General features: G+C 32.8%; 14 protein-coding genes and 1 tRNA gene. 7 read left to right on the top strand and 8 right to left on the bottom strand.

Annotation, left to right across the window (positions count from 1 at the left end; translation table 11 throughout):
• Positions 1 to 25: 25 nt before the first annotated feature.
• Positions 26 to 1,864, bottom strand: coding sequence for a DNA mismatch repair endonuclease MutL (gene mutL / locus Bho11B_RS02080; RefSeq protein WP_078673534.1), 1,839 nt, complete (start codon positions 1,862 to 1,864; stop codon positions 26 to 28).
• Positions 1,865 to 2,190: 326 nt separating this feature from the next.
• Between mutL and Bho11B_RS02085 the strand changes: the two genes are divergently transcribed.
• Positions 2,191 to 3,279 carry a 2'-deoxycytidine 5'-triphosphate deaminase gene (locus Bho11B_RS02085; RefSeq protein WP_078673535.1) on the top strand — a complete coding sequence of 363 codons (1,089 nt, stop codon included), beginning with the start codon at positions 2,191 to 2,193 and terminating at the stop codon, positions 3,277 to 3,279.
• Positions 3,280 to 3,368: 89 nt separating this feature from the next.
• A complete protein-coding gene (lldD, locus tag Bho11B_RS02090; protein WP_078673536.1) occupies positions 3,369 to 4,520 on the top strand; it encodes an FMN-dependent L-lactate dehydrogenase LldD in 1,152 nt (383 codons plus the stop codon).
• 602 nt (positions 4,521 to 5,122) lie between these two features.
• Here the strand turns inward: lldD and Bho11B_RS02095 are convergent.
• From Bho11B_RS02095 to Bho11B_RS02115, 5 genes are all read right to left on the bottom strand, one after another.
• Positions 5,123 to 5,677: a biotin transporter BioY gene (locus tag Bho11B_RS02095; RefSeq protein WP_078673537.1), complete on the bottom strand. Its 555-nt coding sequence runs from the start codon at positions 5,675 to 5,677 to the stop codon at positions 5,123 to 5,125.
• A 4-nt stretch (positions 5,678 to 5,681) separates the two neighbouring features.
• A complete protein-coding gene (locus tag Bho11B_RS02100; protein ID WP_035005675.1) occupies positions 5,682 to 6,305 on the bottom strand; it encodes an energy-coupling factor transporter transmembrane protein EcfT in 624 nt (207 codons plus the stop codon).
• Complete coding sequence (locus Bho11B_RS02105; protein WP_035005677.1) at positions 6,302 to 6,979, bottom strand: energy-coupling factor ABC transporter ATP-binding protein; 678 nt, start codon at positions 6,977 to 6,979, stop codon at positions 6,302 to 6,304. Before Bho11B_RS02105 ends, Bho11B_RS02100 begins: the two co-directional genes overlap by 4 nt.
• Before the next feature lie 37 nt (positions 6,980 to 7,016).
• Positions 7,017 to 8,450 carry an amino acid permease gene (locus Bho11B_RS02110; protein WP_035005679.1) on the bottom strand — a complete coding sequence of 478 codons (1,434 nt, stop codon included), beginning with the start codon at positions 8,448 to 8,450 and terminating at the stop codon, positions 7,017 to 7,019.
• Between the two features lie 774 nt (positions 8,451 to 9,224).
• The gene (locus Bho11B_RS02115; RefSeq protein ID WP_035005680.1) at positions 9,225 to 9,431 is read right to left on the bottom strand and encodes a SlyX family protein; all 207 of its coding nucleotides are present in this window, start codon (positions 9,429 to 9,431) and stop codon (positions 9,225 to 9,227) included.
• Between the two features lie 466 nt (positions 9,432 to 9,897).
• On the opposite strand from Bho11B_RS02115, the gene Bho11B_RS02120 reads away from it, so the two are divergent.
• The 3 genes from Bho11B_RS02120 to Bho11B_RS02135 all read left to right on the top strand — a co-directional run bounded on the left by Bho11B_RS02120 (position 9,898) and on the right by Bho11B_RS02135 (position 12,927).
• Positions 9,898 to 9,973, top strand: a tRNA-Thr gene (locus Bho11B_RS02120).
• 1,571 nt (positions 9,974 to 11,544) lie between these two features.
• Positions 11,545 to 11,988 (top strand): type II toxin-antitoxin system HicB family antitoxin, encoded by a 444-nt coding sequence (locus Bho11B_RS02130; RefSeq protein ID WP_078673538.1) that lies wholly within the window; start codon positions 11,545 to 11,547, stop codon positions 11,986 to 11,988.
• Between the two features lie 231 nt (positions 11,989 to 12,219).
• Entirely contained in the window at positions 12,220 to 12,927 is a 708-nt protein-coding gene (locus tag Bho11B_RS02135; protein ID WP_235692181.1) for a hypothetical protein, read from the top strand.
• A gap of 128 nt (positions 12,928 to 13,055) precedes the next feature.
• Here the strand turns inward: Bho11B_RS02135 and Bho11B_RS07105 are convergent, their stop codons facing one another.
• Together Bho11B_RS07105 and Bho11B_RS07355 are read right to left on the bottom strand one after the other, a co-directional pair.
• On the bottom strand, positions 13,056 to 13,568 hold the full coding sequence (locus Bho11B_RS07105; RefSeq protein ID WP_245289104.1) for a hypothetical protein: 513 nt from the start codon (positions 13,566 to 13,568) through the stop codon (positions 13,056 to 13,058).
• An 854-nt stretch (positions 13,569 to 14,422) separates the two neighbouring features.
• Positions 14,423 to 14,632, bottom strand: coding sequence for a hypothetical protein (locus Bho11B_RS07355; RefSeq protein WP_335617746.1), 210 nt, complete (start codon positions 14,630 to 14,632; stop codon positions 14,423 to 14,425).
• 124 nt (positions 14,633 to 14,756) lie between these two features.
• Here Bho11B_RS07355 and Bho11B_RS02155 point away from each other — a divergent pair, with 124 nt between their 5' ends.
• Both Bho11B_RS02155 and Bho11B_RS02160 read left to right on the top strand, forming a co-directional pair.
• The gene (locus Bho11B_RS02155; protein WP_078673539.1) at positions 14,757 to 15,380 is read left to right on the top strand and encodes a lysozyme; all 624 of its coding nucleotides are present in this window, start codon (positions 14,757 to 14,759) and stop codon (positions 15,378 to 15,380) included.
• Between the two features lie 19 nt (positions 15,381 to 15,399).
• Complete coding sequence (locus tag Bho11B_RS02160; RefSeq protein WP_245289532.1) at positions 15,400 to 15,600, top strand: hypothetical protein; 201 nt, start codon at positions 15,400 to 15,402, stop codon at positions 15,598 to 15,600.
• The last annotated feature ends 93 nt before the right edge of the window (positions 15,601 to 15,693 follow it).

Raw genomic sequence — 15,693 nt, forward strand, 5'->3', positions numbered from 1 at the left:
TTTTAGTCAAAATAGTTATGAAATTTTATTTTCTACCAAAAAGGCGTTCTATATCAGCGAGTTTAAGTTCAATATAAGTAGGACGTCCATGGTTACATGTGGCTGAATTAGGCGTTGCTTCTATTTGTCGTAAAAGTGCATTCATTTCTTCAGGATGCAAAAGACGTCCTGAACGTATTGAACTATGACAGGCCATAGTTGCTGCAACATAATCAAGCATTCCTTTTAAATTATCTATTGTGTCATATTCAGCTGCTTCATCGGCGAGATCTTTAATTAAAGCTTGGACATTAATTTCTCCTAACATCGAAGGTGTTTCGTGTACAGCGATTGCCCCAATTCCAAAGGATTCAATTCCTAATCCAAATTTTTTTAAAGCATCTTTGTGAGATAAAAGGCATGTGGCATCTTCTTCAGAGAGTTCTACAATTTCAGGAATAAGTAATAATTGTGAAGGAAGTGGCTTAGAATACAGAGCATTTTTAAGTGCTTCATAAACCAGTCTCTCATGAGCAGCATGCTGGTCTACAATGACAAGACTGTCTTGAGTTTGAGCGACAATATAGTTTTTATGGATTTGCGCTCTTGCAGCCCCTAAAGGATAATGTAATTCTTCTGATGTTAGTGCATTAATTGTAGCGCGTGTATCACCACTTGGTGTGCTAAGATGCTCCATAATAGGAACCGTATCTTCTTGGAAGTCAATAGAGCTGTTTATATCTAATGGTTTATGAAATATTGATGTAAGGTTTGGATCAATATGGCGTGGTCGTGCATCATAAGAAAAAGGTTGATGCATTTTTGCAGTTTCTAAAGGTTCTGTTCGAAACGCAGCCAACATGGCTTCAGAGCCTGTTGATGTAGGGCGAATGCCAGTTTGATGCAATGCTTCACGGATCGCTCCAATAATTAAACCACGAATGAGACTTGGGTCGCGAAACCGCACGTCCATTTTTGCAGGGTGTACATTAACGTCTACATCAGTGGGTGGTAAATGAATAAAAAGAATGGCTACAGCATGACGATCTCGAGCAATAACATCGGCATATGCTCCTCGGATTGCTCCCCACAGGAGTTTATCACGTACTGGACGCCCATTAACATAAGCAAATTGATGAAGGCTGTTACTGCGATTGAAAGATGGCAAACCGATAAAACCGGTTAGATGAACAGATTCACGTTTAGCATCGAGGATAAGGCTGTTTGGAGCAAATTCTTTTCCCATAATTTGTGTAATGCGTTGTAATTGCCCTTGGGTATTTTGTTCCATAGCAGGAAATTCCATGGGAGCTCGATCTATACCGGCAAGAGAAAAACGGATATGTGGAAAGGCGATTGCAATTCGTTTAATTGTATCCGTGATAGCAATTGTTTCAGAACGATCAGATTTCATAAATTTCAATCGTGCTGGTGTAACAAAAAAGAGATCACGTACTTCAACGATAGTTCCAGGATTAGCAGCAGAGGGTTTTGGTCCTTCAATTTTTCCCGCATTAACAATAATTTCAGCTGCGCTATCGGAATTTTTTGTTCGTGAGGTCAGTTTAAGTTTTGAAACAGAACCAATAGAGGGCAATGCTTCTCCACGAAAACCAAGAAAACAGATATTATGTACATCATCAGTAATTTTAGATGTACAATGCCGAGAAATTGCTAAAGTTAATTGATCTTCTGGGATACCACAACCATTGTCACTCACTCTTATCAGGCTTTTTCCACCATTTGCTATGACAATTTCGATACGACTTGCTCCTGCATCAATAGCATTTTCAATAAGCTCTTTAACAACATTAGCGGGTCGTTCAATAACTTCACCTGCTGCAATTTGATTAATAATAGTTTCGCTAAGATGACGTATAATCATATCTGAATTTTAACGAGTTTTTCTCTTATTGTATAGAATACTTTCAACTATAATAACACTATTTATCAACTTTTATGCAAAAAAAGCTGAAAATGTATTCTAAAAGATGAGTGTATAGGTTGTGAGTAAAAAGTTATCTATGATGAATTCTAGAGTTTGTCCTACGGAAGAGCACTTTACCGAATGCTGTTTTATAGGTTAAAATCATTTATTACGCTTGTGAACCAAGTCGTTAAATTTGGAATAAACCATTGGTTATTTTTGAAAGGGTTTGCTCCAGTTAATAATACTGATAAAAAGGGAGAAAAAGATGGAAGGCACAACATATGATGCGCATGAATGGTATTCTTGCTGATAGTGATATACATGATTTAATTAACAATGGTATGGTTCATGCCATTGACTCTCTTGATGAGAGGCAAATACAACCTGCAAGTCTTGATTTACGTTTAGGAAATAAAGCATATCGTATACGCGCTTCTTTTATGCCAGGGCCTGATGCAACCGTTATTGATAAACTTGAACGATTAAAGTTGCATGAATTTGATTTACAAGATGGAGCGGTTTTAGAAACGGGTTGTGTTTATATCGTTCCTCTTTTAGAAAATTTAGCCTTATCAAAAGTTTTGTCTGCGGTTGCTAATCCTAAAAGTTCTACGGGGCGGTTGGATGTTTTTACGCGCGTGATTTCAGACTACGCTCAGGAATTTGATAAAATTTGTTCGGGTTATCATGGTCCACTTTATCTCGAAATTAGTCCACGAACATTTCCGATTTTGGTCCGTACGGGTTCACGCTTATCACAACTTCGATTTCGTAAAGGATATAGTTATTTAAAAGAAGTTGAATTATATGCGTTGCATAAAAGTGAAATGCTTGTATCTGATGATACTCCTAATATTAACGATGGTGGTATTGGAATTTCCATTAATTTAGAAGGCCATGAAAATGGACTTATTGGGTATCGGGGTAAACGTCATACTGGTGTTATCGATGTTGATAAAAGCGCTGTTGCTCCTATTTTAGATTTTTGGGAACCTATTTATGATGATGGAACAAGAGAAATAGTTCTTGATCCCCATGAATTTTATATTTTAGTTTCACGAGAGGCTATTCATATTCCTCCCTTTTATGCTGCTGAAATGAAACCATTCGATCCCTTAGTGGGAGAATTTAGGGTACATTATGCAGGTTTTTTTGATCCAGGATTTGGGAGTATGGCAATAAGTAGAAAAGGAGCGCGTGCAGTTTTAGAAGTAAGGAACCACGAGGTTCCGTTTATTTTAGAGCACGGGCAAATCATCGGCCGTTTGATTTATGAACATATGCTTAATCGGCCAGTGAAACTTTATGGAGATGGTATTGGATCACATTATCAAGAACAAGGGTTAAAATTATCTAAGCATTTTAAATGAGTTTAACAATATAAATTTTAACAAAATATATACAAGAGATTTGCCGTTGAAAAAATCTTTTTGTATTTTACTGGAGTAATGGTGTTACTATGATTATTTCTTCAACAGTTGATTATCGCGAAGCAGCAAAACGCCGCTTACCTTCTTTTCTATTTCACTACATTGATGGTGGTGCTTATGCTGAAGAAACAATGCGGCGTAATTGTACAGATCTTCAAGAACTTGCATTACGTCAACGGATTCTAAAGCAGGTTGGTGACGTTGATCTTTCAACGGAAATTTTGGGTCAAAAACTTGGTATGCCAATTGTACTTGCGCCTGTCGGGTTGACTGGTATGTATGCACGTCGTGGTGAAGTAAAAGCTGCACGTGCAGCTGTTGCGAAAGGTATTCCTTTCACTTTGTCCTCAGTCTCAGTTTGTCCTATTTCAGAAGTACATGCAGCAGTTGGAAAAGAATTTTGGTTTCAACTTTATGTTCTTAAGGATCGTGGGTTTATGCGGGATGTACTGGAAAGATCCTGGGCTTCTGGTGTTCGTACCTTGGTTTTTACAGTTGATATGCCAGTTCCTGGAGCACGTTATCGTGATGCTCATTCGGGGATGTCTGGGCCTTATGCTGGATTGCGACGTATTATACAGTTTATTTTTCACCCACATTGGGCTTGGAATGTTGGTGTTATGGGGCACCCACATGATCTTGGAAATGTTTCTACTTATCTTAAAAAGAAAACGACATTAAAAGATTATATTGGTTGGCTTGGTGCAAACTTTGACCCATCAATTAGTTGGGGTGATTTGCAATGGATTAGAGACTTTTGGAAAGGAAAAATGATTTTAAAAGGTATTCTTGATCCAGAGGATGCACGTGAAGCTGTACGATTTGGAGCTGATGGTATTGTTGTTTCCAATCACGGTGGGCGTCAGCTTGATGGGGTATTGTCAACAGCGCGGGCATTGCCGAAAATTGCGGATATTATAAAAGGCGATTTAACCATTTTAGTTGATTCTGGTATTCGTTCTGGCCTTGACGTAGTTCGTATGATAGCGCAAGGTGCGGATGCTGTTATGATTGGTCGTGCTTTTGTTTATGCGCTTGCCGCAGCGGGTGAGAAAGGTGTTACTCATCTCTTGGAGCTTTTTTCTCAAGAAATGCGTGTGGCTATGACATTAACTGGTGTACGTACAATTAAAGAAATTACACGTGAGAATTTAGTTCGTCCAGAGAATCTAAAAGGGTGATCAAGATAAGAAGAGTTTAGTGTTGTAGATCACCCAAAGTTATTTTTATTAAATACGATAAAGAGTATGATATATTGTTATGTGATGCCCTTGTACTCTTATCAGTAATTTTTGATAAATTTTATAATGTGCCTTCAACACATTATGTTATGGTATTTTTGCAAATAGATCGATAATTTTTTCTAAAAATTAAATCTATTTAATAAAAACAATAACTTCCACAAGATAAAAAAAGATATTAATAGGTTTGTATTAATATGAAAAATATTTTATCTTTTATAAAAAATCCTGCAACTGCTCTTAAATTGGAAAAAAATTATATAATTAGCGCTACGACAAAAATCTCAGATTATAAAGATAGTCGTGTTGTAATGGAGTATGTGAATAATTTATTTAGATTGTAGAAAATTAATTCTGGAATATTGAAATTCTCATTCAAAATTTTATCCATAATTTTAAAAATAAGAATTCATTAATTCTAAGAATTAGAAGTCAAATGGCTTAAATAAATCATCAATATATTTTCATATGGTTTGGAAATATTTTAATCATTTTTTTCCGATCCTTAAGAATAAAACCCTTGCAGTTGATGTGAATGGCTATTACTTTTTTGAGGGAGTAATGAGTGGAACGGATTTTTTGACTGTAAGTGCAATAAATGACGCAATCAGAACTTTAAAAAAGTCACCTACCATAAATCCTAATGACATTGTTAAAGCTGTCCATAAAGGAATTTTAGAAATATAAACGATCCAAGATATTCCAAAGAGATAGACAACTCCAATTCCACCTATACTATTTATTATAACCAATTTTATAAAATTTAGTCGTCGCCAAAACAATTTAACCATAAGACCAATAAAGAATGCTGCAAATGGATAACCAATCATGTAGCCACCACCAGGTCCCCAAAAAACACCAATGCCTCCACGTCCACCAGCCAACAGAGGTAAGCCGATAGCGACCAGAAAAAGAAATAGTGCTGATGCTGCAGCGCCTCTTTTTGCTCCAAGGATAGATCCAGCTAACATTGGCCCCATAGATTGAGCAGTAATAGGAAGGCCAAGAAAAAAAGGAAGAAAAATAGGAGGAAAAAAACCTAGAACTGCATAAAGGGCGGCAAATAAAGAAATATACGTTAAATCTTTGGTTGTCACTGAATTATTTCCTTAAATACAATCGGTTATCATTAGAATCATAAGAGCGCGCATCTAATGCTTCTGCTACTTCTGATGCCATTCTTATTATTCGAATAATTAAGGGTATTGCAAGAGCTATAATGTTTATATTAAGTCCACGCGCTTTCTGTGCTTCACATATCTCATTGAATTTTTCATTAATAACTGGAATAAATCTAATTGCCATAGATAAGGCAATACTTAATTTTGATGGATTAACACCGAAACATTGAAAGAATCGAAACCCTGCTTCAATTGAAGCTATCACGTCTGAAACTTTTGTTGTGAATGAAATAAGTGACGCTAGAGAAATAAGAATAATAAAGCGCAATATAATCGCAAAACCTGTAAACCAATTATCAAAAATAGCTTGAAAAATAAATATAAAGACTAAAAATAGCCATACCGATTTAAACTGTTTTATTATTTTGTTGAAGGGAATTTTAGCTATTTTATATAATAAAGATATAAATAATAAAAAAAATAAAAAAGTAGATACTGATGAAACCATAAAGATAATAGTTCCACACAGGATAAGAAGTGATAATTTAATCCCTGGTCTAAGTTGGTGGATGACTGTATCTTGAGAGATATATAAACTAATCATGACATTCTTTTCATATATTCTTTGATTGCAACCAAGGGTATATCATCAACTGCTATTGCTCCTTTATCAAAAACAAGTACTCTATCAAATTCTTTTAGGAATTCCAAATCGTGTGATACAACGATAGTTGTTTGCGGTAATTCTTTAATGGCTTGGGTAACGCGGCGTTTATTTTGTAAATCAAGTGATGTTGTTGGTTCATCAAAAACGATATAGCTTGGTTTCATTGCTACTACACTTGAGATAGCAATTAATTGTTTCTGTCCACCACTTAATAAATGAATGGCATGGTTTCTGAATGCTTGTAGGTTATAATACTGTAAAACTTCATCTACTCGTTTTTTAATTTCATCCTTACTTAATTTTAAGTTTTTAAGCCCAAAAGATAAGTCTTCTTCTACCAATGGTAATACAATTTGATTATCGGGATTTTGAAAAACAAATCCTACTTTCAGTCTTATTGCTTTTGCATCATGTTTTGTATCCAATCCATCAACATTAACAGACCCCCTTGATGGAAGTTGTAAACCATTAATAAGGCGAACAAATGTACTTTTTCCAGAACCGTTTGCACCAATAATTGCAATTCGTTTTTCCGTGAGATTTACGGTAATATTTTTCAAAACACATAAATCATCAAAAATTTGCGTTACCTTATCAAATTTTATCGCCAATGTTTATTCCAATCAATTCCTTTATATGATTTCAGAACTATCGTTTGAGTTTATATCCTAATAATAAAAGTGAACACCATATAGGAATGATAATAACTGCTAAACTCATATCAGGCATTTGTGTAGGAATATAGGATTCAATAAAGCTTATTTTTATTCCTATCATTTCAAAGAGTTGGGTAATTAACCCATTTTTTCCTAAACCACTTATAAACATAACACAAAACAATAGTGCAAGAAAAAAAAGACAAAGATAATTTGCATAAGGATAGAAACCAAACGCATAAACGAAGGATTTTTCTTGACCTTTATGTGCTTTTCGAAACTTGAAATGCACAATAACAATAATAGCCCAAGTAATAGCTGCTGTTACCGTTGTAATAGCCATGATCCGCATAAAACTATTATTCGGCATAAGAACATTAATGACAATAATTGTTGCAGTACAAATTGATGAAAAAAGAATAGCAACATAAGGAACACAAGTAGCATTAAGTTTACTAAAAATATGCGGTGCATTTTTTTGCATCGCTAAGCTATAAAGTATACGACCATTTGAGTAAATACCGCTATTATAGACTGAAATAGCAGCCATAATCACCACGAAATTCAAAATATGACCAGCCGCAGGGATACCTATAGTTTCAAAAATAGTTACAAAAGGACTCCCGTTTTTTTTAATCATATTCCATGGGCTTATCATCATAATTACACTTATAGAACCGATATAAAAAATGATAACACGCCACATAACTTTACGAATGGCTGATGGAATTGTTTTTTGTGGATCTGATGTTTCTCCTGCGGCAATACTAATAAGCTCTGTGCCACCAAAAGAGAACATGAGTACAGCAGTAGCAAATATAACTCCTGTTGCGCCATAAGGAAAAAAACCACCATGATTCCAAAGATAGCTGATACTGGCCTGGCTTCCACTTATCCCCGTTATAATGATAAAAGTTCCAAATACGATCATACCAATAACAGCAATAACTTTAATTAAAGCTAGAGCAAATTCAAATTCTCCGTAAAAACGTACATCTATAAGGTTAATCGATGTGACAAACAAAAGAACCAACAAAGATGATTTCCAATGATCAATCAAAATCCAGTGGTCAAGATAAAACCCAATAACTGTTAGTTCAGTCATACCAACAAGAATATAAAGAAACCAATAATTCCAACCTGTTATAAAACCAGCAAGGCATCCCCAATACTTATAAGCAAAAAAGCTAAAAGCACCTGAAGTTGGTTCTTCTGCTGACATTTCACCAAGTATTCGCATAATAAGATAGATAATGAACCCTCCAACAAGATATGCTAAAATGGTTGAAGGGCCAGCTAATTGAATAGCTTCTGTTGATCCATAGAAAAGACCTGTTCCAATAACACCTCCTAAGGCAATCATTTGAACATGACGATTTTTAAGTCTCCGTTTTAATTCATCGTGTTTTAGCTCAACATTTTTCATTATTCTGATGTATTCAACCTAAATTTTATATAAAAACAAAATACAGTTTCTACATATTTTTGTTCTAGATAAAAAATTACAATAAAAATGAATTCATGTTTATTGTCATGATAATGCAACTTTCTATTTTTTATAGCTTATATCAAATATTCTATTAAAATAATAGGAATAAGATATGTTTTACTCTTTAGTTAAATTAATGACGCTTATTTTGTTACATTGACATATATGATAATTCGTTATTGATGGCGTATGTTCTATTAGCACATTAAGCTGGATTATTAAATCCATTTAGTGAAATATTGGCAGTTTCTTTTTTCAGACAGGTATTAATAGTCTCAATCAATTTATATGTAGTATTGTATCATTTCTTCTATCTTCAATGCTATTCTCAATAATTTCCCAGCGTGATTTATATTTGGCATTTTGACAATAACATTCTTATATTTTAAGTTACTAACTATAAAAATCGTTTCATAGAATTGCCTGTCAATAAGGAAAATATATTCAATATTAAAGAATTTTTTTTAAGATTTATTATATTTACTCATAAAATAATTTCTCAAGCATTCACATTTTTAAAAGATAACGGAAATTGGCTGTTTTAGTAAGTCCAAATTAAAGATATTTTTTACACTACATTAAAGAAAAATTATAATAAATATAACAACAAGAATAATAATTTGATTCAGTCACTAAACAGACTTTTTAATAAAACACAAAAAATACTTTTATAATTTTGCGAGGGATGAGTATACTAATTTTACTATACTTTTACCAGTGAGGAGGGCGTTCAACAGGAATTTCGGAAGAATTTCGCTCTTCTAAATCGAGTAATCGTTTTGTTAAAGCATTTAATTTTTTAGATATTTCATCTAAACTTTTCCATTGATCAGTCACCACACAAGAAAGTTCTTCAACAAGCTTTTCTTGATGAGCTAGTTTAATCTCTAATTCTGTCATTCTATTGTCATGTGACATCGTCTTCTGACTCCATTTAACTTGATATCTCTAGGTCCAGAAATGAGGAACACTTTTCTATCCAATAATTATCATACTAGTATGGTTTGGATTGTATAAAAACACAAACACTCTTATTTTTTCCATCCAAAAAATAACTTGTCAAATAATTTTTTCATTCTTCGCAAAATTATAAACACTCTTCTAAACAGAACATTTAGCATCATTTCATTACACAAAAATTTTACTTTCAGTCCTACTTTTGAAATTAGATATGATCATAAATTGAAGAAATATTTAATTCATTTTTAAACAACAGAAACTCAAGAAATGTAGCCTTAATCCTTTTGCTTATAAGGATTTATTGTTTTATTTTAGTAACTGTTGCATTTATGAATTATTGAAAAAATTACCTGCTTGCTTTTATATATACTTTTAGTTATTACCCTCGAATTAGCCTTTAGTTTTAAATAATGTACAAGTTTATGCCGTATTAGCTCAGTTGGTAGAGCACATCATTCGTAATGATGGGGTCGCTGGTTCGAATCCGGCATGCGGCACCATAACTTCTTTAAAAATTAAAATACAATATTTTTCCTTTAATTCGCTATTTTAGGGCTATTTTTTGCAATTTATACAATTTTACATAATTTATGCTTATTTGCTCTGTATTGTTCTTTAATTGATTATCTTGCTATATCTAATGTAGAGTATAGTCTTTAAAAAGACATCTATGTGAGGAATTTCCTTAATTTTAGTAAAATTCGTGAAATCTTTACCTTATTGAAAATTGTATCCTTAGAGTGCAATAAATAATTCAAACTATAAAACGTTTTATAGCTAAAAATGTGTGCAGTTCACCTCTATTTATGATTTGAATAGTTTTCTGATTAATTATTTTTCTGAAAGTATTCATGATACAGTTCATTTCTTAGTCAAAAGCTGTTGAGGCTGTTTATAGAGAATTGCATAAGATATGAAATAAATTTTAACTAAAGCTACTTATTAATTATATGGAATGTGCTTTTGTAGTCTCTTAAAGTACACTATCGATTCATATAATATAGCAAAATAGAAAGCAATTAAGATAATATTGATTGATCTGTTACGATATGTGAATAGAGGCTGCTTTTAAACTTATTAGTGAAAACCACTCTGCATTGATTTTGCAAAGGCTATTTCTGTTACTTTGGTTATGGTGGAGTATTTGAGATCGAGAAAAAAAGAGATCTTAGCATTTATTCTAGAAGAAAATACAGAGCAAATAATAACAAATTAGGTAACATTGTATAAATCATAAGAGGTAATCTAAAAACAGACAATTAAAGAAAAATTTATATATTTCAATATACTAAAAATAAAAAATGTTATCTAAATGCGGCAGGCGGGGGTATAGCAACGGAATTCAAGTTATGTAAATATGTGTAAAAGCGTATAGATGTGTATATTTTTTAGTATTGGCGGTGAATTTTTGCGGCCTTGCAGGTTATAGAGGCTTATTTAAAAGAATTTGTTATTACTTTTTGAGCTGACGGATTTTTTACAGCTCTAGTATTAAAAGATCAATTTAAAATGATGAGCAATTACAAAGAAAGCAAATGTTAAACAAATAACAAATTGATTTATTATTAGAGAATATTCTTTTTACCAATAATTATTATAGCGTATCCCTCTCTTATTCTTCAATAGAAAAATATTATAAACAATTGAAAATAATAGTTTATTTATCTTTTTATTCTTTTCTTTTTGTTGTGTTTTTCATCGCTCTTCAAAAAATATCTTCTATAAAATGCTATATCAAACTTTTTTATTCGATTTATTATTAATTATCGAACTTTTTTGTGCGATCTTTATTTTATAAAGATGAAGGAGGATGAGTTGGAACGAGAAGTGCTGCTGAGATAATTACGTAAAGAGGACAGAAAAGAAGTGTTCATTACAGTGAAGTTCCTGATACAGGTAAAGATCACATTATTTGGTAACTTTTGGAGACAAAATAACTGTTATAAAATCTGGTGAATTAACTCCGCTTTACGTGAAAATAATAAAAAAGAATTGGAGGTACGAGTCACTCTCTTAAGTGCTTTTATCTTTTGTTTCAAAGGTATTTCGATTACGGTGAGGAGATTTAAATATGGAATATGCTTATCAAGTAAAATTTGAAACTGATCCTGATGATAATTTTTTTGTGACTTTTCCAGATGTACCGGAAGCAATTACAGCTGGAGAAAATAGAGTTGAAGTACTAGAAAATGCTAACGAAGCTTTAGGATTAGCACTGCGTAGTTATCTTATGCGTGACCTACCTTTACCCAGACATCAGCAGTATAAAGACCTTGTAGAGGTAATGCTGGATGCATGGAATGCTCTGAAGTTCGCAGTGGCAGAATCTTTTAATGAAGCGAATATCAAAAAAACAGAATTGGCTCATCGTCTTGGCAAGAAAGAAACAGAAGCAAGACGCATTCTTGATCTAAACTATCCAACTAAACTTCAGACACTAGAGCAAACACTAACTGTTCTTGGAAAGAAAGTTGTTATTAAAACAAAGATGCTGCTTGATTTCTTTTCGACTTAAAGGCGGGTAAAATGATCTTACTTCCTTTAAACTTAGCAGCTTTTAAATAGATTCTTCTAAAATTCATATTGCTTCTACAATTAAAATTTTATAGCCCGCGCTTTTTAGTTGAATGATTCTAAAAAACACAAAATATTTTAGATATAAACCATCTACTTTGATAATCACCGAGATAACTTGAATAGCGTCTTCCACCCATAAGACTACGAACGTTGTAATTGTATTAGCTTTATGAATACCATTAAATTCCTTTCTTATAAATATGAAATAGATACAGACTCAAAATTAGTTAATACAAATTGTATTGATAAATTTTTACAGGAAGGAACTTACACTCTTACCGTTAAGAATCAATGTGCTACCTTAACAATTGAGAAATTTTCTGTAGAATCAATTACCTACTATTGGGTTTATGTTTTAACAGGAGAAGAAAGTCCTTATAATCCTGAAGTTATTGATTCCGAAAATGGTTTTCAAAGCGTTCCTAATCCGCATTCTAAAAAACAAATTGAACAAAATCAACAATATTTTGGAGTTTTGATTCCTACAAAATTCCTTCTTTTTTCTTCAAGTAAAAAGTTAAACCAATGCTTACAGTCATACTACAAAGAAAATTTCAAGGAAGAAATTAATATTTTACCTGAGCTTATTGATAAGGAAGATTTCGAAAAAAAATTGCATTCAATTAAAGAAATAAAACTAAAATATAAAAAACAAAAACAATTAGAACTTTTTGGAAAACAATCAGAAAAGTATTTAGTGGAGTTGGCTAAAAATTCTCTTGATGGGCTTCCCACTGATGATGTTACTGAAATAGAACTTATTTTAGATATCAAATTTAAAGAAGAAAATAATTTAAGGGAGTATTTGTGGAATTTTTTAAGAAAAGATAAAAAAAACCATATTACACAAATTAAATTTTGTGGGAAATACATATGATAAGTTTGATGTAATATTTAATACTGAAAGTTTTCAGCATAAAATCTCTATTAAAGCATTTAAAGATGATAATGGCAGATATAATAAAGATTTTGTAAAAGAAGAATTAATATTTGAAATCGGAAATTTCATTGTTGCTTGATAATCGAAGACTGTAGCGTAAGGATAGATATATTTATTAAACTGCGTGTATACAACATAAGAAAAAGTACACGGCATAAAAAATAATACCAAAGTACAATATTTAAATACCAAAGAGCAATATCTGAGTACCAAAGTACGGTATCTAATGAAAAAGGAAACTTGTGCTCCACATACCTAGAAATGACAGGCAAAGAAACAGTGTCTTTATAACTATTTGGGAAAATTAAAGCGATAAGCGCTAAAATTATTATATTTAAGAGTCTGTGCATATACTGTTGTAAATCGCATGTTAGTTTCACCCAACTCGTTGTACCATCATCTTTATATTTTGGGTTATTCTGCAACTCAGAAGGAATATTAGAATTGCATAAAATTGCAAAAATAGTTGTTACTATTATTAAACCAACAGACGCAAATGTTAAAACACCCTGAATAAATTCAAGGTTTTTTGTTATTCCTGAAAAACATAAAAATATAAAAGTTATAATACCAAACAAGGCTCTTAGTTACTTATCTGTAAACATACTTATTTCCTGTGAAAAATAATGATTTCAATTTCTTAAATTATTTTCTGATAGAAGCTATAAACTAACTTTAGTTTTTTCGCGTTTGCTTTTCTTTTAATAGCAATGTCTTTTATTAAAGCCAGTTTCTTTTAGTTAACCTCATCTATGATTTATCTATAGTTGATGATCGCTTTAAGCACTAAAATCCCCTAACCTTTCATAAAGATTAGAGAAACACTCTGTTATTTCAAAAGTACACGAAAGAACTTCATGACTAATGCAATATTTTTTACATTGATATTGGCTGTTTATGCTTTTTTAACAAATACTTTGAAATTTACACATCCTAAAATTCTTAATTTGTATTATAAGGATTCATTTAGTTTATAAATCTGATACTATATACAATTTCAGGAAAATATTATATCTTAAAAAAACTTTTTAGTCACTCTTAAAAACGCATATAAAATCATAAAACAATCAGCAGTTCTCACTAATTTGCTGAAACTTCCCTTCCAAATCTACTTAAAGATATTTGCAAACTTTTTGTGAAAAATTGCAAACGCGTGTGAGCGTTCAAAAATCTTCTCTAATTGGTGCTTTTTTGTCGTATATATGAACAAGAAGTATTATATAAACATCACGTTATTCCAATGTTATGCTATCTGTCCTACTTATCCAGTCATCCAAATGGAATCTTATCCATGGCATTGCATTAGATATGTATTTCCTCTTTTTTCCTTAAATATAAAATTGCCAAAGCATCTACTTCATTATCATCTTGAAGCGTATGCCTTTGGCATATACTGTTTTCATCATCTCTTCTTTCGAGGCATTTCTTTTCCCTATTGTCTCTTTCTTACATAAGGGATATGATAATACTTACACTGCGTTGTTAAGGTTGCTAATAAGTTATCACAAACCCGTGCTGCATTTGTCCTTACACGTTGGCGTACTTCTTCAAAATACACCGCATCAATTTTTCCTGCCGTCAGCTTAATTTCATAATGCTCAATAATCCGTTTGCTATTGATGATATTGCTGACCCAAAGCAAATCCGGGTTCTTTTTTATGCTAGCCGTAGAATGGTTTATGCGACCTTAAATAAGATCATTGCTTTGATCAGGATGCAGCATGTTTTTTAAGCGCTTTAATGGAGCACCAAAAAGCAACCGATGAATGCTTGGAAGCCCTGAAAAAATGATCGATGAACTGCGCTTGCAGGGTTTTCCTTCCACATTCCTCAAAAATGAACTTAAGGAATTGAATACCATACTTCCTCTCCGTCATCTTTACGAAAGAAGAGCCGAAACGATTCTTTTAACTGATTTGCGTCAATATGAGCGAGCGGTAGAGAAAGCGGTTTATGTTGACTTAAGTGATGAGCAGTTTGGAGCTCTTGTTTCTTTTTGCTATAATATAGGGATTACAGCTTTCCAAAATTCTACCTTATTGAAAAAGCTTAATAAAGGCGATTACGAATCTGTCCCCATTGAATTGCAGAAATGGACAAAAGCGGGAGGCAAGCGTTTAAAGGGTTTAGTGCACCGTCGTGCAGCAGAAGCAGGATTATGGGCGAAGAGCGCTTATGTTTCGTCTAATTATCAGCTTGTTGAAAAACAAGAATCACCCAAGCTTTTAAAAGCAGAAATTCTTGCTCCTCTCATAGCTTCTTTTTCGGGAATTGCAGAATTGTTAGAAGGAAGTGGACCTGTGCAATGGGTTTTAGCAACGATTATAGTTCTTGCGTCCTGTGTGGGGTTAATCTTGATTGCTAAGCGCTTACGGGAGGAACGTTTGTGATCGTGTGGGGAAGAAAATATTGTGTGGTGATGACGGCGGCTATAGCCGCTTTTTTATAGCCTTAGTAAGAGCTTTTCGTTTAGGCAAGAAGACTGAACAGCAAAAACAAACAGAAACCCTTATCAAGAGAGCAATAACCCGGCTGGAAATAGAAAATGAAGTTAATAAGCAAAGTGATGGCGATGTGCGTTCTGATCTTTCTCAGTGGGTGCGGAAGTAGAAGCTTTTCTTGTATCGTGGTCTCCCCTGTATTTAGATCAGAAAGATCTCACTGTCATCAGTATCAACTTGGCCAAACAAATCTTGAAGCATA

The organism is Bartonella sp. 11B (genome assembly GCF_002022625.1).
GTDB classification, from domain to species: Bacteria; Pseudomonadota; Alphaproteobacteria; order Rhizobiales; family Rhizobiaceae; genus Bartonella; species Bartonella rochalimae.

Coding starts and splice junctions, on each gene's coding strand:
- Bho11B_RS02155 (WP_078673539.1), top strand. CDS start 14,757: ATGCTTGGAAGCCCTGAAAAAATGATCGATGAACTGCGCTTGCAGGGT.
- lldD (WP_078673536.1), top strand. CDS start 3,369: ATGATTATTTCTTCAACAGTTGATTATCGCGAAGCAGCAAAACGCCGC.
- Bho11B_RS02085 (WP_078673535.1), top strand. CDS start 2,191: ATGATGCGCATGAATGGTATTCTTGCTGATAGTGATATACATGATTTA.
- Bho11B_RS02110 (WP_035005679.1), bottom strand. CDS start 8,450: ATGAAAAATGTTGAGCTAAAACACGATGAATTAAAACGGAGACTTAAA.
- Bho11B_RS02115 (WP_035005680.1), bottom strand. CDS start 9,431: ATGTCACATGACAATAGAATGACAGAATTAGAGATTAAACTAGCTCAT.
- Bho11B_RS02130 (WP_078673538.1), top strand. CDS start 11,545: ATGGAATATGCTTATCAAGTAAAATTTGAAACTGATCCTGATGATAAT.
- mutL (WP_078673534.1), bottom strand. CDS start 1,864: ATGATTATACGTCATCTTAGCGAAACTATTATTAATCAAATTGCAGCA.
- Bho11B_RS02100 (WP_035005675.1), bottom strand. CDS start 6,305: ATGATTAGTTTATATATCTCTCAAGATACAGTCATCCACCAACTTAGA.
- Bho11B_RS02135 (WP_235692181.1), top strand. CDS start 12,220: ATGAATACCATTAAATTCCTTTCTTATAAATATGAAATAGATACAGAC.